Annotated in this window: 27 protein-coding genes; all 27 read left to right on the top strand. The window is 68.0% G+C overall.

The window, feature by feature from the left end:
* Positions 1-6 precede the first annotated feature (6 nt).
* Positions 7-1,023, top strand: a complete 1,017-nt coding sequence (locus ACQUS7_RS03290; RefSeq protein WP_435127720.1) for a 50S ribosomal protein L3 — start codon at positions 7-9, stop codon at positions 1,021-1,023.
* Positions 1,023-1,769: a 50S ribosomal protein L4 gene (rpl4p, locus tag ACQUS7_RS03285; RefSeq protein ID WP_435127722.1), complete on the top strand. Its 747-nt coding sequence runs from the start codon at positions 1,023-1,025 to the stop codon at positions 1,767-1,769. The genes ACQUS7_RS03290 and rpl4p overlap by 1 nt, the downstream gene beginning before the upstream one ends.
* Positions 1,766-2,020 carry a 50S ribosomal protein L23 gene (locus ACQUS7_RS03280; protein ID WP_435127724.1) on the top strand — a complete coding sequence of 85 codons (255 nt, stop codon included), beginning with the start codon at positions 1,766-1,768 and terminating at the stop codon, positions 2,018-2,020. Before rpl4p ends, ACQUS7_RS03280 begins: the two co-directional genes overlap by 4 nt.
* A gap of 1 nt (position 2,021) precedes the next feature.
* Positions 2,022-2,747, top strand: coding sequence for a 50S ribosomal protein L2 (locus ACQUS7_RS03275; protein WP_435127726.1), 726 nt, complete (start codon positions 2,022-2,024; stop codon positions 2,745-2,747).
* Between the two features lie 3 nt (positions 2,748-2,750).
* Positions 2,751-3,173 carry a 30S ribosomal protein S19 gene (locus tag ACQUS7_RS03270; RefSeq protein ID WP_435127728.1) on the top strand — a complete coding sequence of 141 codons (423 nt, stop codon included), beginning with the start codon at positions 2,751-2,753 and terminating at the stop codon, positions 3,171-3,173.
* A 3-nt stretch (positions 3,174-3,176) separates the two neighbouring features.
* Complete coding sequence (locus tag ACQUS7_RS03265; RefSeq protein ID WP_435127730.1) at positions 3,177-3,635, top strand: 50S ribosomal protein L22; 459 nt, start codon at positions 3,177-3,179, stop codon at positions 3,633-3,635.
* A 1-nt stretch (position 3,636) separates the two neighbouring features.
* Positions 3,637-4,629, top strand: coding sequence for a 30S ribosomal protein S3 (locus ACQUS7_RS03260; RefSeq protein ID WP_435144562.1), 993 nt, complete (start codon positions 3,637-3,639; stop codon positions 4,627-4,629).
* Between the two features lie 3 nt (positions 4,630-4,632).
* Entirely contained in the window at positions 4,633-4,845 is a 213-nt protein-coding gene (rpmC, locus tag ACQUS7_RS03255) for a 50S ribosomal protein L29 (RefSeq protein WP_435127734.1), read from the top strand.
* Between the two features lie 7 nt (positions 4,846-4,852).
* A complete protein-coding gene (locus tag ACQUS7_RS03250) occupies positions 4,853-5,353 on the top strand; it encodes a ribonuclease P protein component 1 (RefSeq protein WP_435144559.1) in 501 nt (166 codons plus the stop codon).
* Positions 5,338-5,670 (top strand): 30S ribosomal protein S17, encoded by a 333-nt coding sequence (locus ACQUS7_RS03245; protein WP_435127738.1) that lies wholly within the window; start codon positions 5,338-5,340, stop codon positions 5,668-5,670. Before ACQUS7_RS03250 ends, ACQUS7_RS03245 begins: the two co-directional genes overlap by 16 nt.
* A complete protein-coding gene (locus tag ACQUS7_RS03240; RefSeq protein WP_023393877.1) occupies positions 5,670-6,068 on the top strand; it encodes a 50S ribosomal protein L14 in 399 nt (132 codons plus the stop codon). The genes ACQUS7_RS03245 and ACQUS7_RS03240 overlap by 1 nt, the downstream gene beginning before the upstream one ends.
* Positions 6,065-6,427 (top strand): 50S ribosomal protein L24, encoded by a 363-nt coding sequence (gene rplX, locus ACQUS7_RS03235; RefSeq protein WP_435144555.1) that lies wholly within the window; start codon positions 6,065-6,067, stop codon positions 6,425-6,427. The genes ACQUS7_RS03240 and rplX overlap by 4 nt, the downstream gene beginning before the upstream one ends.
* 1 nt (position 6,428) lies before the next feature.
* A complete protein-coding gene (locus tag ACQUS7_RS03230) occupies positions 6,429-7,133 on the top strand; it encodes a 30S ribosomal protein S4e (protein ID WP_435127742.1) in 705 nt (234 codons plus the stop codon).
* On the top strand, positions 7,130-7,654 hold the full coding sequence (locus tag ACQUS7_RS03225) for a 50S ribosomal protein L5 (protein WP_435127744.1): 525 nt from the start codon (positions 7,130-7,132) through the stop codon (positions 7,652-7,654). The genes ACQUS7_RS03230 and ACQUS7_RS03225 overlap by 4 nt, the downstream gene beginning before the upstream one ends.
* On the top strand, positions 7,651-7,842 hold the full coding sequence (locus ACQUS7_RS03220; RefSeq protein WP_435127746.1) for a 30S ribosomal protein S14: 192 nt from the start codon (positions 7,651-7,653) through the stop codon (positions 7,840-7,842). The genes ACQUS7_RS03225 and ACQUS7_RS03220 overlap by 4 nt, the downstream gene beginning before the upstream one ends.
* Positions 7,843-7,844: 2 nt before the next feature.
* Complete coding sequence (locus ACQUS7_RS03215) at positions 7,845-8,237, top strand: 30S ribosomal protein S8 (protein WP_435127748.1); 393 nt, start codon at positions 7,845-7,847, stop codon at positions 8,235-8,237.
* 2 nt (positions 8,238-8,239) lie between these two features.
* Positions 8,240-8,776, top strand: coding sequence for a 50S ribosomal protein L6 (locus tag ACQUS7_RS03210; protein ID WP_435127750.1), 537 nt, complete (start codon positions 8,240-8,242; stop codon positions 8,774-8,776).
* A 3-nt stretch (positions 8,777-8,779) separates the two neighbouring features.
* Entirely contained in the window at positions 8,780-9,499 is a 720-nt protein-coding gene (locus tag ACQUS7_RS03205) for a 50S ribosomal protein L32e (RefSeq protein ID WP_435144550.1), read from the top strand.
* Positions 9,492-9,956, top strand: coding sequence for a 50S ribosomal protein L19e (locus ACQUS7_RS03200; RefSeq protein ID WP_435127754.1), 465 nt, complete (start codon positions 9,492-9,494; stop codon positions 9,954-9,956). Before ACQUS7_RS03205 ends, ACQUS7_RS03200 begins: the two co-directional genes overlap by 8 nt.
* Positions 9,956-10,513 carry a 50S ribosomal protein L18 gene (locus tag ACQUS7_RS03195; RefSeq protein WP_435127756.1) on the top strand — a complete coding sequence of 186 codons (558 nt, stop codon included), beginning with the start codon at positions 9,956-9,958 and terminating at the stop codon, positions 10,511-10,513. Before ACQUS7_RS03200 ends, ACQUS7_RS03195 begins: the two co-directional genes overlap by 1 nt.
* Positions 10,514-11,164, top strand: coding sequence for a 30S ribosomal protein S5 (locus tag ACQUS7_RS03190; RefSeq protein ID WP_435127758.1), 651 nt, complete (start codon positions 10,514-10,516; stop codon positions 11,162-11,164).
* A complete protein-coding gene (rpmD, locus tag ACQUS7_RS03185; RefSeq protein WP_435127760.1) occupies positions 11,164-11,622 on the top strand; it encodes a 50S ribosomal protein L30 in 459 nt (152 codons plus the stop codon). The genes ACQUS7_RS03190 and rpmD overlap by 1 nt, the downstream gene beginning before the upstream one ends.
* Positions 11,622-12,116 carry an uL15m family ribosomal protein gene (locus ACQUS7_RS03180; RefSeq protein WP_435144545.1) on the top strand — a complete coding sequence of 165 codons (495 nt, stop codon included), beginning with the start codon at positions 11,622-11,624 and terminating at the stop codon, positions 12,114-12,116. The genes rpmD and ACQUS7_RS03180 overlap by 1 nt, the downstream gene beginning before the upstream one ends.
* A gap of 200 nt (positions 12,117-12,316) precedes the next feature.
* The gene (gene secY, locus ACQUS7_RS03175; protein ID WP_435127764.1) at positions 12,317-13,810 is read left to right on the top strand and encodes a preprotein translocase subunit SecY; all 1,494 of its coding nucleotides are present in this window, start codon (positions 12,317-12,319) and stop codon (positions 13,808-13,810) included.
* 143 nt (positions 13,811-13,953) lie between these two features.
* Complete coding sequence (locus ACQUS7_RS03170; protein WP_435144542.1) at positions 13,954-14,145, top strand: hypothetical protein; 192 nt, start codon at positions 13,954-13,956, stop codon at positions 14,143-14,145.
* A 215-nt stretch (positions 14,146-14,360) separates the two neighbouring features.
* Positions 14,361-14,789 (top strand): universal stress protein, encoded by a 429-nt coding sequence (locus ACQUS7_RS03165; RefSeq protein WP_435127768.1) that lies wholly within the window; start codon positions 14,361-14,363, stop codon positions 14,787-14,789.
* A 43-nt stretch (positions 14,790-14,832) separates the two neighbouring features.
* Positions 14,833-17,067 (top strand): amino acid permease, encoded by a 2,235-nt coding sequence (locus ACQUS7_RS03160; protein ID WP_435144539.1) that lies wholly within the window; start codon positions 14,833-14,835, stop codon positions 17,065-17,067.
* Positions 17,068-17,113: the final 46 nt, after the last annotated feature.

Genomic DNA, 17,113 nt, shown 5'->3' with positions numbered 1-17,113 from the left:
ACAACCATGCCACAACCAAGCAGACCACGCAAGGGCTCGCTGGGCTTCGGCCCGCGTACGCGCGCGAGCAGTGAAGTCCCCCGTATCCGCTCGTGGCCCGACGACGACGGCGCCGCCGCCGTCCAGGGCTTCGCGGGCTACAAGGCCGGGATGACCCACGTCGTCATGGTGAACGACGAATCCGACTCCCCGCGAGAGGGGATGGAGGAGTCAGTTCCCGTGACGGTGGTGGAGGTCCCGACGATGCGGGCAGTCGCCCTGCGAGCGTACGAAGACACGCCGTACGGACAGAAGCCGGTCACCGAGGTGTGGACCACCGAGTTCCACGACGAACTCGACCGCACCCTCGACCTGCCGGCGGAGACCACGTTCGAAGAGGACGCCGACGAACTCCGCACCCTCGTGGACGACGGCGCAGTGGACGACCTGCGCGTCATCACCCACACGGTGCCGTCGGAGCTCCAGAACGTCCCGAAGAAGAAGCCCGACGTCATGGAGACGCGCGTCGGCGGCGACACGCTGTCGGAGCGGCTCGACTACGCCCTCGACCTCGTCGAGGACGGCGGCGAGCACGACTTCGGTGACGTGTTCCGCGCCGGCGAGTACCTCGACACCTCCGGCGTCACGAAAGGCAAGGGCACCCAGGGCCCCGTCAAGCGCTGGGGCGTCCAGAAGCGGAAAGGCAAACACGCCCGGCAGGGGTGGCGGCGCCGCATCGGTAACCTCGGCCCGTGGAACCCCTCGCGTGTGCGCTCGACCGTCCCCCAGCAGGGGCAGACCGGCTACCACCAGCGGACCGAGCTCAACAAGCGGCTCATCGACTTCGGCGACGGCGACGACGCCTCCGTCGATGGCGGCTTCAAGGGCTACGGCGAGGTGACCGGGAAGTACGCGCTCATCAAGGGCTCGCTGCCGGGCCCCTCCCAGCGCCTCCTGCGGTTCCGACCGGCCATCCGGCCGAACGACCAGCCGCGCCTCGACCCCGAGGTGCGCTACGTCTCCACTGAATCGAACCAAGGATAATGAACGCAACAGTACTTGACCTGAACGGCGACGACGCCGGTGACGTGGACCTCCCGGAGGTCTTCGACACCCAGTTCCGCCCGGACCTCATCCAGCGGGCAGTCACCGCCGCGCAGGCAAACCGGAAGCAGGCTTACGGCGCCGACGAGTACGCCGGGCTCCGCACGCCCGCGGAGTCGTTCGGCTCCGGCCGCGGCATGGCTCACGTCCCGCGTCAGAACGGGCAGGGCCGCCGCGTCCCGCAGACCGTCAAGGGCCGGAAGGCCCACCCGCCGAAAGCCGAGAAGGACCAGAGCAAGAAGGTCAACGACAAGGAGCGGAAGCTCGCGACGCGGTCCGCCATCGCGGCGACCGCGGACGCCGAGCTCGTCCGCGAACGCGGCCACCAGTTCGACGACGACGTCGACCTGCCGCTGGTCGTCTCCGACGACTTCGAGGACCTCGTGAAGACCCAGGACGTCGTTTCGTTCCTCGAAGCGGCCGGCCTGGACGCCGACATCGAGCGCGCCGACGAGGGGCGCTCGGTCCGCGCCGGCCGCGGGACGACCCGCGGACGGAAACACCAGGAGCCGAAGTCGATCCTGTTCGTGACCAGTGAAGAGCCGTCGACGGCGGCCCGCAACCTCGCGGGCGTCGACGTGACGACCGGCGCCGAAGTGAACGCGGAGGACCTCGCGCCCGGGACGCAGCCCGGCCGACTCACCGTGTTCACCGAGAGCGCCCTCGCGGAGGTGGCCGACCGATGAGCTCCATCATCGACCACCCGCTCGTCACGGAGAAGGCGATGGACGAGATGGACTTCGCGAACAAGCTCCAGTTCATCGTCTCGCTCGACGCGGACAAGCCCGAAATCGTCGACGCCGTCGAATCGCAGTTCGAGGTCGACGTCGAGGCCGTCCGCACGCAGGTCACGCCGAAAGGAACGAAGAAGGCCACCGTCACGCTCTCCGAAGAGCACGACGCGCAGGAAGTGGCCTCGCGCATCGGGGTGTTCTGAGATGGGACGCAGAATTCAGGGACAACGACGCGGCCGCGGCGGCTCGACGTTCCGAGCCCCGTCGCACCGCTACAAATCCGACAAGCAGCACAAGACGCTGGAGGGCGACGACGACACCATCTCCGGCGAAGTCGTCGACATCGAGCACGACCCGGCGCGCTCGGCGCCGCTCGCGGAGGTCGAGTTCGAGGACGGCGACCGCCGACTCATCCTCGCGCCGGAAGGCGTGGCGGTCGGCGAGACGCTGTCCGTCGGCGTCTCCGCGGAGATCAAGCCCGGTAACACGCTCCCGCTGGCGGAAATCCCGGAGGGAGTTCCGGTGTGCAACGTCGAAGCGAACCCCGGCGACGGCGGCAAGTTCGCCCGCGCGTCGGGCGTCAACGCGACGCTGCTCACCCACGACCGCGACGTCGCGGTCGTCCAGCTGCCGAGCGGCGAAGTGAAGCGGCTCAGCCCGGACGCACGCGCCACCATCGGCGTCGTGGCGGGCGGCGGCCGGACGGAGAAGCCGTTCGTCAAAGCCGGCAACAAACACCACAAGATGAAGTCGCGCGGCACCAAATACCCGCGCGTCCGCGGGGTCGCGATGAACGCCGTCGACCACCCGTTCGGTGGCGGCGGCCGCCAGCACCCCGGTCAGCCCAAGTCCGTCTCGCGGGACGCCCCGCCGGGACGGAAGGTGGGCGACATCGCGTCCAAACGCACCGGACGCGGAGGGAACAAGTAAACCATGAGTTCAGAGTACCGAACCGGCCGCGAAGGTGAGTTCACCTACCGCGGTCACACGTTGGACGAGCTTCAGGAGATGGATCTCGACGAAGTCTCGGAACTGCTCCCCGCCCGCGCGCGGCGAACCATCAATCGAGGACTGAGCGTCGAGCAGGAGAAGCTGCTCGCGTCGGCCCGCGACACGACCGAGGAGGAGTCCGCGAACGACCCGGTCCGAACGCACCTGCGCGACATGCCGGTGCTGCCGGAGTTCGTCGGACTCACCTTCGAAGTGTACGACGGACAGGAGTTCGAGCGCGTCAAGGTCGAGCCCGAAATGATCGGGCACTACCTCGGCGAGTTCAACCTCACGCGGACGTCCGTCGAACACGGACAGGCCGGCATCGGCGCGACCCGGTCCTCGAAGTTCGTGCCACTCAAGTAACACATGGGAATCAGTTACAGCGTCGACGCCGACCCGGAGACGACCGCCAAAGGGATGCTCCGGGAGCGGCAGATCAGCCCGAAGCACAGCAAGGCCATCGCCCGCGCCATCAAGGGCGAGACGGTCGCCGACGCCGAGGAGTACCTCAACGCGGTACTCAACGAGGAGCGTTCGGTTCCGTTCAAGCAGCACAACACCGGCGTCGGCCACCGCTCGGACATCGACGGCTGGGACGCCGGCCGGTACCCCGAGAAGGCCACGAAGGACTTCCTGAAGCTGCTCGAGAACGTGAAGAACAACGCCGACCGACAGGGGTTCGACGTCGACGACATGGTCGTCATGCACGTCGCCGCCCACAAGGTGGGCGAACAGCAGGGACGCAAGCCCCGCGCGATGGGTCGCGCGTCCCCGTGGAACACCCCGCAGGTAGACGTCGAAATGATCATCGAGGAGGCCGACTAACATGGCGGACGAACACCAGTTCATCGAAGACGGGCTCCAGCGGAGCCAGATCAACGAGTTCTTCGAAGAGGAACTCGGCCGCGCCGGCTACGGCGGCATGGACGTCGCCAAGACGCCGATGGGGACCCAGATCGTCCTGAAGGCCGAAAAGCCCGGGATGGTCATCGGCAAGGGCGGGAAGAACATCCGCAAGGTCACCACCGAACTCGAAGAGCGGTTCGACATGGACGACCCGCAGATCGACGTTCAGGAGGTCGACGAACCCGACCTGAACGCCAAGATCGTCGCGGACCGTCTCGCGAACGCGCTCGAACGCGGCTGGTACTTCCGGAAGGCCGGCCACACGACCATCGACCGCATCATGGACGCCGGCGCGCTCGGCGCCGAAATCGTCCTGAGCGGAAAGGTCACCGGCGCGCGCTCGCGCGTCGAGAAGTTCAACCGCGGCTACATCAAGCACAACGGCGAACCCGCCGAAGACGTCGTCGACGAAGGCCAGGGCGTCGCCGTCATGAAGCTCGGCACCATCGGCGTGACGGTGAAGATCATCCCGCCGGGTGCGACGCTCCCCGACGACTTCGAAATCGAGGAGGACGTCGAGGCCCCCGAGGTCGAGCAGTCGGCCGAAGAGGAGGGCGTCGAAGAGCTGCTCGCTGACGTCGAAGAGGGGGAGGTCCCCGAGGCGCCTCAGCACGAGGAGCCCGAGGTCCCGGAGGAGTCGCCGGAGGAAGCCATCGACGAGGAGATCGTCGAGGAGGTCGTCGAGGAGGCCCAGCACACGGACTCCTCGCGCGAAACCGCCGAAGGCTCCCCCGAAGAGGAGGACGTCGGCACCGCCTCCGAGGAGGCCGTCGAGGTCGCCGAGGAGGAGGAACTCGACGAGGCCGTCGAGGAGGAAGCCGCCGAACTCGTCTCGGAGATGGAGGAGGAGTCCGAGTCCGCCGAGGAGTCGGAGACGGAAGAAGAAACCGCCGAAGAGGAGACGGAGGAGTAACCCATGGCGATCCTTCACGTCCAAGAAATCCGCGACATGACGCCCGCCGAACGCCAGGCCGAACTCGAGGAGCTCGAAACCGAGCTGCTCAACGCGAAGGCCGTGCAGGCCGCGGGCGGCGCGCCGGACAACCCCGGTCGCGTCGGCGAACTGAAGAAGACGATCGCGCGCATCAAGACGGTGCAGCGCGAAGAAGGCGACCTCGACGAGGAGTAGCACGACGATGGCACTGACCCCCGAAACGCTCACGCGACACGAACTCTGCGGCCTCCCGGTACGGGTGGCCGCCGCCGCCAGCGACGCCTCCGTCGGCATCGCCGGCCGCGTCGTGTCCGAGAGCCAGCGGACACTCACGGTCCGCGACTCGTCGCCCGACGGCGACGCGGGGGACAAGCAGGTGCCGAAGCGGGGCGCGACGTTCGAGTTCGCGCTCCCCTCTACCGAGGATTCCGTCACCGGCGTCGCTGCTGGCGCAGCGCCGCACGGGCCCACAAATGAAGCCGCCGAGGCGCGCAAGCCCTCGGGGTCCACATCCGAACTTCCGTCGTCCGCGCACGGCACACTGGCCGCCGAGCGAGGACAGGACGATACTGCCGGGGTCACAGCCGGTCAGTCGGGCGGTTGCGAGGGTGTGGTCTACGTTACGGTGGATGGGGCCAGACTGCTCTCACGACCCGCCTTACGCACAGAACGTGCGGGTGATTCGATATGGCAATCGGACTGAACGTAACTACACCGGAGGAGACCTGCTCCGACGAGAACTGCCCGTTCCACGGATCGCTGTCCGTGCGCGGCCAGACGCTCGAAGGAACCGTCGCCTCCACACGAATGGACAAGACCGTCGTCGTCGAGCGGGAGTACGACGTCTTCGTACCGAAGTACGACCGCTACATGAAGCGACGGAGCCGCGTCTCCGCCCACTGCTCGCCCTGCCTCGACGTCGAGGAAGGCGACGAAGTGCGGATCGCGGAGACCCGACCGCTCTCGAAGACCAAGTCACACGTGGTCGTCGAGACGCTCGAAACCGAAGGTGATGCCTGATGGAGGCGCTGAAAGCCGACGTCACGCAGGGCCTCGAGAAAGGCTCGCTGATCACGTGCGCCGACAACACCGGCGCGCGTGAACTCAAAGTCATCTCGGTTTCGGGCTACTCGGGCACGAAGAACCGTCACCCCAAAGCAGGCGTGGGCGACAAAGTGACCGTCTCGGTCACGAAAGGGACGCCGGAGATGCGTCGACAGGTCCTCGAGGCCGTCGTCGTCCGGCAGCGCAAACCCATCCGTCGCCCCAGCGGCACGCGCGTCAAGTTCGCGGACAACGCCGCCGTCGTCATCGACGACGTCGGCGAGCCGCGCGGGACCGAAATCAAGGGTCCCATCGCGCGCGAAGTCGCCGAACGCTTCGGGAGCATCGCATCCACCGCGACGCAGATCGTATGAGCAAGCAACCGCACAAACAGCGAAACCGGACGCGAGACGCGCCGCTCCACGAGCGGCAGAAGCTCGTCCGCGCAACCCTCACGGAGGAGCTCCGTGAGGAGTACGGCCAGCGGAACGTCCGCGTCAACGCGGGCGACACCGTCGAGGTCATGCGCGGCGACTTCGCCGGCGTGGAAGGCGAAGTGCTCGAAGTCGACCTCCGCGACGCCGTGATTCACGTCGAGGACGTCACGGTCGAGAAGGCCGACGGCGAGGAGACGCCGCGGCCGCTCGACACGTCGAACGTCCGCGTCACGGAGCTCGACATCGAGGACGACCGCCGCGAGGAGCGTCTCGAGTCCGACGAGGAGGCTGCATAACATGAGTAACCACCAGAAGCGACTGTCGGCCCCGAACTCGTGGCCGGTCGAACGGAAAGAGGAGACGTTCACCGTGGCGGCGGGCGCGGGCCCGCACGGCGAGTCCGGCGTCCCCCTGCTCATCGTCCTTCGGGACGTGCTGGGGTACGTCGACACCCGGAAGGAGGCGCGCTACGCGCTCGACCACGGCTCCGTGCTCGTGAACGGCAAGGCGGTGTCCGACGAGGCCCGCCCGGTCGGGATGTTCGACATCCTGGCGTTCACGGAGCGCGAAGAGTACTACCGCGTCTTCCCGAGCGAAGGCGGTCGGCTCTCGCTGACCCCCATCGACGAGGACGCAGCGGCGTCCCGACTCGGGAAGGTCGTCGAAAAGCGGCAGGTCGCCGGCGGGCAGTTCCAGTACACGCTGCACGACGGCACCACGCTGCTGGCCGACGAGTCCGACTACGACGGCAAGGACTCGCTCGTCGTCGACAACGAGACGAAGGAGGTCGTCGCGCACTTCCCGTACGAGGAAGGCGCGCTCGTCACCGCCATCGACGGCGAACACGCCGGCCAGATCGGCACCGTCGAGGAGATCGCGGTGACGCAGGGCTCCGGGGCGAACGGCGTCACGGTCAGCCAGGACGACGGCGGCTTCGAGACGGTCGAAGCGTACGTCGTCGTCATCGACGAGAACTTCGTCGACGGAGGTGACGACGAATGAGCGAGGCCGCAGACCTCCACGAGATGCGCGAACCGCGCATCGAGAAGGTCGTCGTCCACATGGGCGTCGGCCAGGGTGGCCGCGAACTCGCCAACGGCGAGGAAATCCTCGAAGAGATCACCGGTCAGGAGTCGGTCCGCACGACGGCGAAGAACGCCATCGGCGAGTTCGACATCCGGCCCGGCGACCCCATCGGGGCGAAGGTGACGCTGCGCGGCGACGACGCCGACGAGTTCCTCGAGACCGCTCTCGAGTTCGTCGACCTCTCCGCCGGGCAGTTCGACGACACCGGCAACTTCAGCTTCGGCGTCGACGAGCACACCGAGTTCCCGAGCCAGGAGTACGACCCGCAGATCGGTATCTACGGGCTCGACGTCACCGTGGCGCTGACGCGCCCCGGCTACCGCGTCTCCCAGCGGAACGAAGTGACGCGGTCGATTCCGAGCAGCCACCGGATGTCAGTCGAGGACGCCGTCACGTTCCTCGAACGCGAGTTCGAGGTCGAGGTGAGCGACGAATGAGCGAAGCAGAATCCGAAACGAGCGGCGCCGAACAGACGGGCGAACACGCCGAGAAGCGCACCGGCCAGCGGAACGAGTGTCGTCGCTGCGAGCGCAAGCAGGGGCTCGTCGGCAAGTACGACATCAATCTCTGCCGGCAGTGCTTCCGCGAGGTCGCCCGCGACATGGGCTTCCGCAAGTACCGATAACAATGGCAGGTAACGATCCACTCTCCGACGCGCTCGCAGGCATCGACAACGCCGAGAGCGTCGGTCATCTGGAGTACACGGTCCAGCCCGCCTCGAACATCGTCGGTTCCATCCTCGAAGTGCTGTACGACAGCGGCTACGTCGACGGCTTCGAATACGTCGAGGACGGGAAAGCCGGCCGGTTCGAGGTCGAACTGAAAGGCGCTATCAACGAGTGCGGCGCGGTGAAGCCGCGCTACTCCGTCGGCGCGGACGGCTACGAACGCTGGGAGAAGCGGTACCTCCCGGCCCGCGACTACGGCGCACTCATCGTGACGACGAGTCACGGCGTCATGAGCCACTACGAGGCCCGCGAACAGGGAATCGGTGGCCAGGTCATCGCATACGTCTACTGATCATGGCACGAAGAGAAATCGAACTACCCGAGGACGTCTCGGCGGACGTCGACCACCTCGACCTCACCGTCGAGGGGCCGAACGGCTCCGTGACGCGCCGACTGTGGTACCCGGACGTCGACGTCGCCGCCGAGGACGACGCCGTCGTGCTGACGTACCCGGACGACGCCGACCGCAAGACGAACGCGACCGTCGGAACCTTCGCGAGCCACGTGACCAACATGGTTCACGGGACCACGGAGGGCTGGGAGTACCAGCTCGAAGTGTTCTACGCTCACTTCCCGATGGACGTCTCCGTCGACGGCGACGACGTCGTCATCACGAACTTCCTCGGGGAGAAGGCCCCGCGCCGCGCGGCGATCCGCGGCGACACGGACGTACAGATCGACGGCGAAGAAATCACGCTGACCGGCCCCTCGAAGGAGGACGTCGGGCAGACCGCCGCGAACATCGAACAGCTAACTCGCGTGACGGACAAGGACACGCGCGTCTTCCAGGACGGCGTGTACATCACGCAGAAGCCCACCGGAGGTGCCTGATAGATGGCTGACGACGACGACGACATCCAGGAACTCGAAGAGATCTCGGGGGTCGGCGCTTCGAAAGCGGACGCGCTCCGCGACGCCGGCTACGAGACCGTCGAGGACGTACAGGCCGCCTCCCAGTCGGAACTGGCGGAGGTCGAAGGCGTCGGGAACGCACTCGCGGCCCGCATCAAAGCGGACGTAGGCGGACTCGAGGTCGAAACGGAGACCGAAGCCGAAATCGAAGAGGAGGAGCCGGCGGCCGAGGAGGCCGAAGAAGCCGAGGAGGTCGAGACGGAGCTGCGCCCGCGCGGCCACGCCGACAAGACCCCTTCGCTCGACGACGACACTGCGCGCGCGCTCGCCCAGAAGCACCGCGAGGGCAAACCGCAGTTCAACCGGCAGGACTACCACAAGAAGAAGCGGACGCCGACCTCGTGGCGCCGCCCGCGCGGCGGCCTGTCGAAACAGCGCCGCGGCGTGAAAGGGAAGGGCCCGAAAGTCGAAGCCGGCTTCCGGTCGCCGGAAGCGGCCCGCGGCCTGCACCCGAGTGGCTTCGAGGAGGTCCGCGTGCACAACACGGACGACCTCGAAGGCGTCGACGCCGACACCGAGGCGGTCCGCATCGCCTCGAAGGTCGGCGCTCGCAAACGCGAACGCATCGAGGACGTCTGCGCGGACCGCGAAATCCGCGTCCTCAACCCGACCTACGAGGAAGTGGAGGTGGACGATGAGTGACCTGAGCGCACAGCGGCGTCTCGCCGCCGACGAACTCGACGTCGGGAAGAGCCGCGTCTGGCTCAACCCCGAGGCACAGTCGGAGCTCGCGGACGCGATCACCCGCGAGGACATCCGCGACCAGATCGAACAGGGCAACATCCGCGCGGAGGACAAGAAAGGGAACTCCCGCGGCCGCGCCCGAGAGCGCGACGAGAAACGCGCCTACGGCCACCGCAAGGGCGCCGGCACCCGCAAAGGGAAGGCCGGCGGCCGGCAGAGCAAGAAGGACGCGTGGATCAGCCGGATCCGCGCCCAGCGCGCACGACTCAAGGAGCTCCGCGACGACGGCCCCCTGTCCCGCTCGCAGTACCGCGAGCTGTACGACAAGGCGTCCGGCGGGGAGTTCGAGGACGTGCGCCGTCTCGAATCGTACATCGTGAACAACTACGACGTAACACTGGAGGACGACGAATAATGGCAACCGGACCACGATACAAGGTGCCGATGCGGCGCCGCCGAGAGGTTCGGACCGACTACCACCAGAGGTTGCGCCTGCTGAAATCCGGGAAACCGCGCCTGGTCGCGCGGACCTCGAACAGGCACGTCAGGGCGCAGCTGGTCACGACCGGTCCGGACGGCGACAACACGCTCGCAGCCGCGTCCAGCGAGGACCTCGCGGAGTACGGCTGGGACGCCCCCACGGGCAACATCCCCAGCGCGTACCTCACGGGCTACCTCGCCGGGCTCCGAGCGGTCGACGCCGGCCTCGACGAAGCGGTACTCGACATCGGCCTGCACACCGCGACGCCCGGCAACCGGGCGTTCGCCGTGCAGGAAGGCGCTATCGACGCAGGGCTCGAAATCCCCCACAACGAGGACGTACTCGCCGACTGGCCGCGTAACCGCGGCGAACACATCGCCGAGTACGCCGAGCAGCTCGACGAGCCGCTCTACTCCGGGGACTTCGACGCCACAGAACTGCCCGAACACTTCGACGAGCTTCGGGAGACCCTTACGGAGGAATTCGAGTAAATGAGCCGAAACAACGACGGCTGGACGCCGCAGACGCGGCTCGGCCGAAAAGTACAGGAAGGCGACATCACCTCGATGGACCAGGCGCTCGCCTCCGGGCTCCCGCTGAAGGAGCCCGAACTGGTCGACCAGCTCCTGCCGGGGCTGGAAGACGAAGTGCTGGACATCAACATGGTTCAGCGCATGACCGACTCCGGTCGCCGCGTCAAGTTCCGCTGCGTGGTCGCCATCGGCAACCGCGACGGCTACCTCGGCTACGCCGAGGGACGCGACGACCAGGTCGGCGGCGCCATCCAGAAGGCCATCGAGGTCGCGAAGCTGAACATGATCAAGGTCGACCGCGGCTCCGGCAGCTGGGAGGACTCGCCGGGCGGACTGAACTCGCTGACGCGGACCGCCAACGGAAAGGCGGGCTCCGTCGAAGTCGAGATCCGTCCCGCCCCGCAGGGCCTCGGGCTCGCCGCCGCCGAAACCGTCCGCAACATCCTCGAACTCGCGGGCGTCCAGGACGCCTGGACGTCCTCGAACGGGAACACGCGGACCACGGTCAACCTCGCGAAGGCGACGTACAACGCGCTGCGGAACGCGTCGCAGGCGCGCACCCCTGACCGGGCTCAGCGCGTCCAGCAGGAAGCCCGAGGTGGGCAGTGATGAAGGCGGTCGTTCAGCTCCGCGGCGAGGTCGACATGGCCGGCACGCAGCACGACACGCTGAAGATGCTGAATCTTCACGCCGTCAACCACTGCACGCTGGTTCCGGACGAGGACACCTACCGCGGCATGATCGCGAAGGTCAACGACTACGTCGCGTTCGGTGAGCCGTCCGTCGAGACGGTGACGCTGCTGCTGGAGACGCGCGGCGAGCCGCTCGAAGGCGACGCGGACGTCGACGACGAGTGGGTCGCCGAGCACACCGACTACGACGACGTCGAGTCGCTCGCGGCCGCGCTGGTCGACGAGGAGACGACGCTGCGCGAGCAGGGGCTCGCGCCGGTGCTGCGGCTGCACGCCCCGCGCGGCGGTCACCGCGGCATCAAGCACGCAGAGAAGAACGGCGGCGAACTCGGCCGCCACGAAGACATCGACGCGCTGCTGGAGGCGATGCGATAATGACCAGTAAGAAGCGACGCCAACGCGGCTCCCGCACCCACGGCGGCGGCTCCCACAAGAACCGGCGCGGCGCCGGTCACCGGGGCGGCCGGGGCGCAGCGGGCCGGAAGAAGCACGAGCGGAACCTCTACGGCCCGCTCGGCAAACACGGCTTCAAGCGCCCGGAGGACGCACAGGACGCCGTCGCGGAAGTGACGGTGCAGAAACTCGACGAGGACGCCGCGCTGCTCGCGGCCGAAGGGGTCGCAGAGCAGGACGGCGACGCCTACCACATCGACGCCCGCGACGTCGCCGAGGACGGCTACGAGGCGGACGTCGTGAAGGTCCTCGGCAACGGACAGGTCCGCGGCGAACTCCACGTCGTCGCCGACGCGTTCACCGCCGAGGCCCGCGAACTCATCGAGGACGCCGGCGGCTCCGTCGAACTCTCCGACCGCGCCGAGGAAGCCGAGGAGGCCGACGCCGACGCGGACGACGAGTCCGACGACGAGTAGTCGGCGCCGACGCGCCGTACTGAGACGTTTCGCTTTTCGTTTTCCGCCCGGGGAGCGCCGGCTTCGCAGGTCGGCTGGTGGGCCATCCTCGGCGGTCAGTCTGTCGGCGGTCCGCGGCCGTCGAGCGTCGCCGCCGCAGGCGGCTCGCGCGGAACCTAATCGAAGCACCTACGTATGCCGCCCGTCCACCTTGACGCAAAATGGGTTGGAAAGAGTCCGCCGAACCTGTCCTCACGCGGATGCCGACGGTCGTCCGACCGGAAGGGCACGTTCCGTTCAAGCGGAAGCTCGCGTGGACGGCGGGTGTTCTCGTCATGTACTTCTTCCTCACGAACATCACGCTCTTCGGGCTGTACACCGGAGAGGGGGCGAGCGGTGACTTCTACGGTCAGTTCCGCTCCATTCTCGCCGGCTCGCAGGGCTCCATCCTGCAGCTCGGTATCGGCCCCATCGTCACGGCGTCCATCGTCCTGCAGCTGCTCGGCGGCGCGAACCTGCTCGGGCTCGACACCGACGACCCGCGCGACCAGATCCTGTACCAGGGGCTCCAGAAGCTGCTGGTGGTCGTGATGATCTTCCTGACCGGGCTGCCGATGGTGTTCGCCGGGAACTTCCTGCAGCCGGACCCGCAGGTCGCACAGGCGCTGTTCGGCTCGCAGAACGCCGTGTTCGGCGTGAAGGTCATCATCTTCGCGCAGATGTTCGTCGGCGCGCTGCTGCTGCTGTTCATGGACGAGGTCATCTCGAAGTGGGGCGTCGGCTCCGGCATCGGGCTGTTCATCGTCGCCGGCATCAGCCAGCAGCTCGTCGCCGGGCTGTTCGCGACGCAGGCGATCGGGAACGTCACCGGGTTCTTCCCGGCGTGGTACGGCATCGTCACCGGCAGCGTCGAACTCGGCGGACTCAGCGGCCTGCTGTTCTCGCCCGGGAACCTGCTCGCCATCTTCACGACGGTCCTCATCTTCAGCATCGTCGTGTACGCGGAGTCGGTCCGCATCGAGATTCCGCTCAGCCACGCGCGCGTCAAGGGCGCGCGCGGCCGCTTCCCGGTGAAGCTCATCTACGCGTCCGTCCTGCCGATGATTCTCATCCGGGCGCTGCAGGCGAACGTCCAGTTCCTCGGGCAGATCCTGTACTCGCAGCTCGGCGAGGCGACGATGCCCGACTGGCTCGGCGTCTACCAGACGACGCAGGCGGGTGGCACGCAGGTCACCGGCGGCCTGTTCTACTACCTGAACCCGATTCAGTCGCCCAGCGAGTGGATGTTCTTCGCCGGTCCGTACGCGCCGTCGGGCGACCCGCTCGACATCATGATTCGGGTGCTCATCGACCTGCTCGTCACGGTCGGCGGCTCCGCCATCTTCGCGGTGTTCTGGGTGGAGACGACCGGCATGGGGCCGGAGTCGACCGCCCAGCAGATTCAGAACTCCGGGATGCAGATTCCGGGCTTCCGCCGGAACCCGCAGGTCATCGAGAAGGTGATGGAGCGGTACATCCCGCAGGTCACCGTCATCGGCGGCGCGCTCGTCGGGCTGCTCGCGGTGCTCGCGAACATGCTCGGGACGCTCGGCGCCGTCTCCGGGACGGGGCTGCTGCTGACGGTCTCCATCACGTACAAGCTGTACGAGGAGATCGCCGAAGAGCAGCTGATGGAGATGCATCCGATGATGCGCTCCATGTTCGGCTCGGAGTAACGGCGGCCCGCCGCTCGAACCGCGACGTCCCCCCGCTTCCCGACCGCGAATTCTTCCGTCCACTCCTCTTCGTCAGACGCGCGTTCTCACGACTGAGAGGTGGCCGGACAGCTATTTCAGTCCGAACCGACACGTTCCACGCGATGAGTACGACCGACCGGCGCGCGGAACTCGACGGGAGCACCCTGACCGACCTGCCGAAGTTCGAGCTTCGATTCCTCTACGACGACGGTAACCAGCCCCGGTCGGTGACGGTGTACGACCCCGAGTCGCTCGAAACCTCGTGGGTCACCGTCGACGTCGACGCCGCGGTTTCGCTCGACGACGTCCGGTAGCGGTCATCCGCCGCTCGCGCAGCACGGTCATCATGGCGAGGCGGCACCGCGGCATCACCTCGCTGTTCGCGCGGCTGTTCCGGCGCCGGGACTGACCGCGTGGGGAGTACTTAATTCGGCGGAGCCCCACCGGCCGGTATGCATCGATTAGCGACGAGCGCCGCGGCGCGGCACGCACCGAGGCGCCACCGGCTCCGTCGCGCGGAGGGACAGCCATGACAGCACTGCTCGACACGGTCGTCGTCCCGGTCGCCGAGTCGGACGACGCCACCGCGACCGCCGCGGCGCTGTCAGCACACGCCGACGCGGTCGGCCACGTCACCGTCGTCCACGTCGTCGAGAAGGCCGGCGGCGCGCCCGACAAAGCCGGCGTCGAACAGCGGGAAACCGCGGCCGAACACGCATTCGACGCGTTCCGGCAGGGCCTCCCGGACGTCCCGACGGAGACCGAAACCGTGTACGCGACCGACGTCGTCGACGGCATCCTCGACGTCGCCCGCGACGTCGACGCCTCCGCGGTCGTGTTCACGCCGCGCGGCGGCGGCCGGCTCGTCCGGCTGCTCACCGGCGACGTGACGCTCCGGCTCGTCACCGACGCGGACCGGCCGGTCGTCAGCCTCCCGAACCCCGGAGGTGGCGAATGAGCGCGGCCGCGCCGCGACTCGCCGTCGCGCGGAGGTGGCGGCGGTGAGCGACGAGGAGCTCGCGAAGGACCTCGGCCCGCTCGCCGCGCTCACCATCGGCGTCGGCACCATGATCGGCGCCGGCATCTTCGTCCTGCCCGGGATGGCGATTTCGCGGGCCGGGTCGTTCGCGGTGGGCTCGTTCGTCCTGGGCGGCGCAATCGCGATTCTCACCGCGTTCTCCGCCTCGGAGCTCGGGACGGCGATGCCGAAATCCGGCGGCGCCTACTACTACGTGAACCGAGCGCTCGGCCCGTTGTTCGGGTCGGTCGCCGGCTGGGCGAACTGGATGGGGCTCGCGTTCGCCTCCGCCTTTTACATGGTCGGCTTCGGCGAGTACGTCGCCAACATCACTGGCGGCTCCGTCGTCGTCCCGGTCGTCGAGGTCGCGATTCCGGTCGGAGTCAAGGCCGTGGCGGTCGCTGCGGCGGCGACGTTCGTTCTCGTGAACTACGTGGGCGCGAAGGAGACCGGGAAGATTCAGAACGTCATCGTGGTCGTCCTCGTCGCGATCCTCGCCGTGTTCACGTTCGTCGGCGCCCTCCAATCCGACCCGGCCAACCTCCCGGCGAGCACCGGATTCGGGCCGATGGTGTCCACGACCGGACTCATCTTCGTCTCCTACCTCGGGTTCGTCCAGATTACGTCGGTCGCGGAGGAGATTAAATCGCCCGGCAAGAACCTTCCGCGTGCCGTCATCGGCTCCGTCGTCATCGTGACCGTCATCTACGCGCTGGTGCTGTTCGTGATGAGCGCCGCCGTCGAACAGGGGTTCATCGCGGGGCTCCCGGACGGCGAAATCGCGGTGGTTGAGGTGGCGCGGCTCGTACTCGGTCCCGCTGGCGCCGTCGCGATGCTCGTCGGCGGCCTGCTCGCGACGGCGTCGTCGGCGAACGCGTCCATCCTCGCCTCCTCGCGCATCAACTTCGCCATGGGGCGGGACCGAATCGTCTCCCCCGAACTGAACGAGATTCACAAGCGGTTCGGGACGCCGTACCGCTCCATCGCCGTCACCGGGGGGCTCATCCTCGCGTTCATCGTTCTCGCGGACGTCCAGACGCTGTCGACGCTCGGCTCCGTTCTCCACCTCGTGATTTACGCGCTGCTCAACCTCGCGCTCATCGTGATGCGGGAAGCCGACGTCGCGGACTACGACCCGAGCTACACGGTTCCGCTGTACCCAGCCGTCCCGATTCTCGGCGTGGTGGCGTCCATCGCGCTCATCGGCTACATCGAGCCGACGGTCGTGCTCATCGGCGCCGCGTTCGTCCTGTTCGCCGTGCTCTGGTACTTCGGCTACGTCCGGTCGCGGACGACCGCGGAGGGCGCGCTCTCGGCGTACGTCCGCCAGCGTTCCGAATCGATGCCGGACGCCGCGGTCGGCGCGGCCGACGCCGTCGCTCCTGACGGCGGCGAGTTCCGCGTCATGGTGCCGCTCGCGAACCCGGCACACGAGTCCGACCTGATGCGGCTCGCGACCAGCATCGCGAAGCAGCGCGGCGGCGTCGTCGACGCCGTCCACATCGTCTCGGTGCCCGACCAGACGACGCTGTCGTACGCCGCCGACCACGTCGACGAGTTCGACGAACTCAGCGACGACCTGCTCGACGAGGCCCGCATCGACGCCGAGGAGTTCGGCGTCCCCGTGGAGACGCACACCATCGTCTCCCACCAGTCGTTCGAGGAGGTGTTCGACGCCGCCGCGACCCACGACGCCGACCTCGTCGTGATGGGCTGGGGGCCGGAGGGCCACGGCGCCCCGGGCCGCGTCGAGAGCCGCACCGACGAACTCACCGAGGACCTGCCCTGCGACTTCCTCGTGCTGCGCGACCGCGGCTTCGACCCGGAGACGGTGCTGGTGCCGACGGCCGGCGGCCCGGACTCGGACCTCTCCGCCGCCGTCGCCCGCGACTTCCGCGCGGCGTACGGCTCCACCGTCAGGCTGCTCCACGTCGCCGACGACGTCGACGCCGGCCGCGACTTCCTCGAAACCTGGGCGGCCGAACACGACCTCTCCGACGCCGAACTGCTCGTGGAGAGCGGCGACCCGGAGGCCGCCATCGAGGCGGCCGCCGCCGACTGCTCGCTCGTCGTCATCGGCGCCTCCGAACGCGGCCTGCTCTCGCGGCTGTTCAGCGGCGCGCTCGCGCTCGACGTCGTCGACGACGTCGACTGCTCCGTGCTGCTCGCCGAACGCGCCGGCGACCGGACGCTCCGCGAACGGCTGTTCGGCCGCTGACTCCGGCAAGCCGCGGCGGGTGACCGCCCGCTTTTGCCGCCGCGGC

The sequence above is a fragment of the Halobaculum sp. P14 genome (assembly GCF_051195155.1).
Taxonomy (GTDB): domain Archaea; phylum Halobacteriota; class Halobacteria; order Halobacteriales; family Haloferacaceae; genus JBNTKA01.
Note: the sequence above shows the minus strand (reverse complement) of the source record. Positions and strands in the feature narration are given on the sequence as shown.

What these genes read in the sequence shown, in the direction of transcription:
- ACQUS7_RS03180 (WP_435144545.1), top strand. Translation starts at nt 11,622, where the DNA reads ATGACCAGTAAGAAGCGACGCCAACGCGGCTCCCGCACCCACGGCGGC.
- secY (WP_435127764.1), top strand. Translation starts at nt 12,317, where the DNA reads ATGGGTTGGAAAGAGTCCGCCGAACCTGTCCTCACGCGGATGCCGACG.
- ACQUS7_RS03260 (WP_435144562.1), top strand. Translation starts at nt 3,637, where the DNA reads ATGGCGGACGAACACCAGTTCATCGAAGACGGGCTCCAGCGGAGCCAG.
- rpmD (WP_435127760.1), top strand. Translation starts at nt 11,164, where the DNA reads ATGAAGGCGGTCGTTCAGCTCCGCGGCGAGGTCGACATGGCCGGCACG.
- ACQUS7_RS03205 (WP_435144550.1), top strand. Translation starts at nt 8,780, where the DNA reads ATGGCTGACGACGACGACGACATCCAGGAACTCGAAGAGATCTCGGGG.
- ACQUS7_RS03290 (WP_435127720.1), top strand. Translation starts at nt 7, where the DNA reads ATGCCACAACCAAGCAGACCACGCAAGGGCTCGCTGGGCTTCGGCCCG.
- ACQUS7_RS03220 (WP_435127746.1), top strand. Translation starts at nt 7,651, where the DNA reads ATGAGCGAAGCAGAATCCGAAACGAGCGGCGCCGAACAGACGGGCGAA.
- ACQUS7_RS03195 (WP_435127756.1), top strand. Translation starts at nt 9,956, where the DNA reads ATGGCAACCGGACCACGATACAAGGTGCCGATGCGGCGCCGCCGAGAG.
- ACQUS7_RS03225 (WP_435127744.1), top strand. Translation starts at nt 7,130, where the DNA reads ATGAGCGAGGCCGCAGACCTCCACGAGATGCGCGAACCGCGCATCGAG.
- rpl4p (WP_435127722.1), top strand. Translation starts at nt 1,023, where the DNA reads ATGAACGCAACAGTACTTGACCTGAACGGCGACGACGCCGGTGACGTG.
- ACQUS7_RS03170 (WP_435144542.1), top strand. Translation starts at nt 13,954, where the DNA reads ATGAGTACGACCGACCGGCGCGCGGAACTCGACGGGAGCACCCTGACC.
- ACQUS7_RS03210 (WP_435127750.1), top strand. Translation starts at nt 8,240, where the DNA reads ATGGCACGAAGAGAAATCGAACTACCCGAGGACGTCTCGGCGGACGTC.
- ACQUS7_RS03215 (WP_435127748.1), top strand. Translation starts at nt 7,845, where the DNA reads ATGGCAGGTAACGATCCACTCTCCGACGCGCTCGCAGGCATCGACAAC.
- ACQUS7_RS03275 (WP_435127726.1), top strand. Translation starts at nt 2,022, where the DNA reads ATGGGACGCAGAATTCAGGGACAACGACGCGGCCGCGGCGGCTCGACG.
- ACQUS7_RS03280 (WP_435127724.1), top strand. Translation starts at nt 1,766, where the DNA reads ATGAGCTCCATCATCGACCACCCGCTCGTCACGGAGAAGGCGATGGAC.
- ACQUS7_RS03165 (WP_435127768.1), top strand. Translation starts at nt 14,361, where the DNA reads ATGACAGCACTGCTCGACACGGTCGTCGTCCCGGTCGCCGAGTCGGAC.
- ACQUS7_RS03245 (WP_435127738.1), top strand. Translation starts at nt 5,338, where the DNA reads ATGGCAATCGGACTGAACGTAACTACACCGGAGGAGACCTGCTCCGAC.
- ACQUS7_RS03270 (WP_435127728.1), top strand. Translation starts at nt 2,751, where the DNA reads ATGAGTTCAGAGTACCGAACCGGCCGCGAAGGTGAGTTCACCTACCGC.
- ACQUS7_RS03190 (WP_435127758.1), top strand. Translation starts at nt 10,514, where the DNA reads ATGAGCCGAAACAACGACGGCTGGACGCCGCAGACGCGGCTCGGCCGA.
- rpmC (WP_435127734.1), top strand. Translation starts at nt 4,633, where the DNA reads ATGGCGATCCTTCACGTCCAAGAAATCCGCGACATGACGCCCGCCGAA.
- ACQUS7_RS03265 (WP_435127730.1), top strand. Translation starts at nt 3,177, where the DNA reads ATGGGAATCAGTTACAGCGTCGACGCCGACCCGGAGACGACCGCCAAA.
- ACQUS7_RS03250 (WP_435144559.1), top strand. Translation starts at nt 4,853, where the DNA reads ATGGCACTGACCCCCGAAACGCTCACGCGACACGAACTCTGCGGCCTC.
- ACQUS7_RS03240 (WP_023393877.1), top strand. Translation starts at nt 5,670, where the DNA reads ATGGAGGCGCTGAAAGCCGACGTCACGCAGGGCCTCGAGAAAGGCTCG.
- ACQUS7_RS03230 (WP_435127742.1), top strand. Translation starts at nt 6,429, where the DNA reads ATGAGTAACCACCAGAAGCGACTGTCGGCCCCGAACTCGTGGCCGGTC.
- rplX (WP_435144555.1), top strand. Translation starts at nt 6,065, where the DNA reads ATGAGCAAGCAACCGCACAAACAGCGAAACCGGACGCGAGACGCGCCG.
- ACQUS7_RS03200 (WP_435127754.1), top strand. Translation starts at nt 9,492, where the DNA reads ATGAGTGACCTGAGCGCACAGCGGCGTCTCGCCGCCGACGAACTCGAC.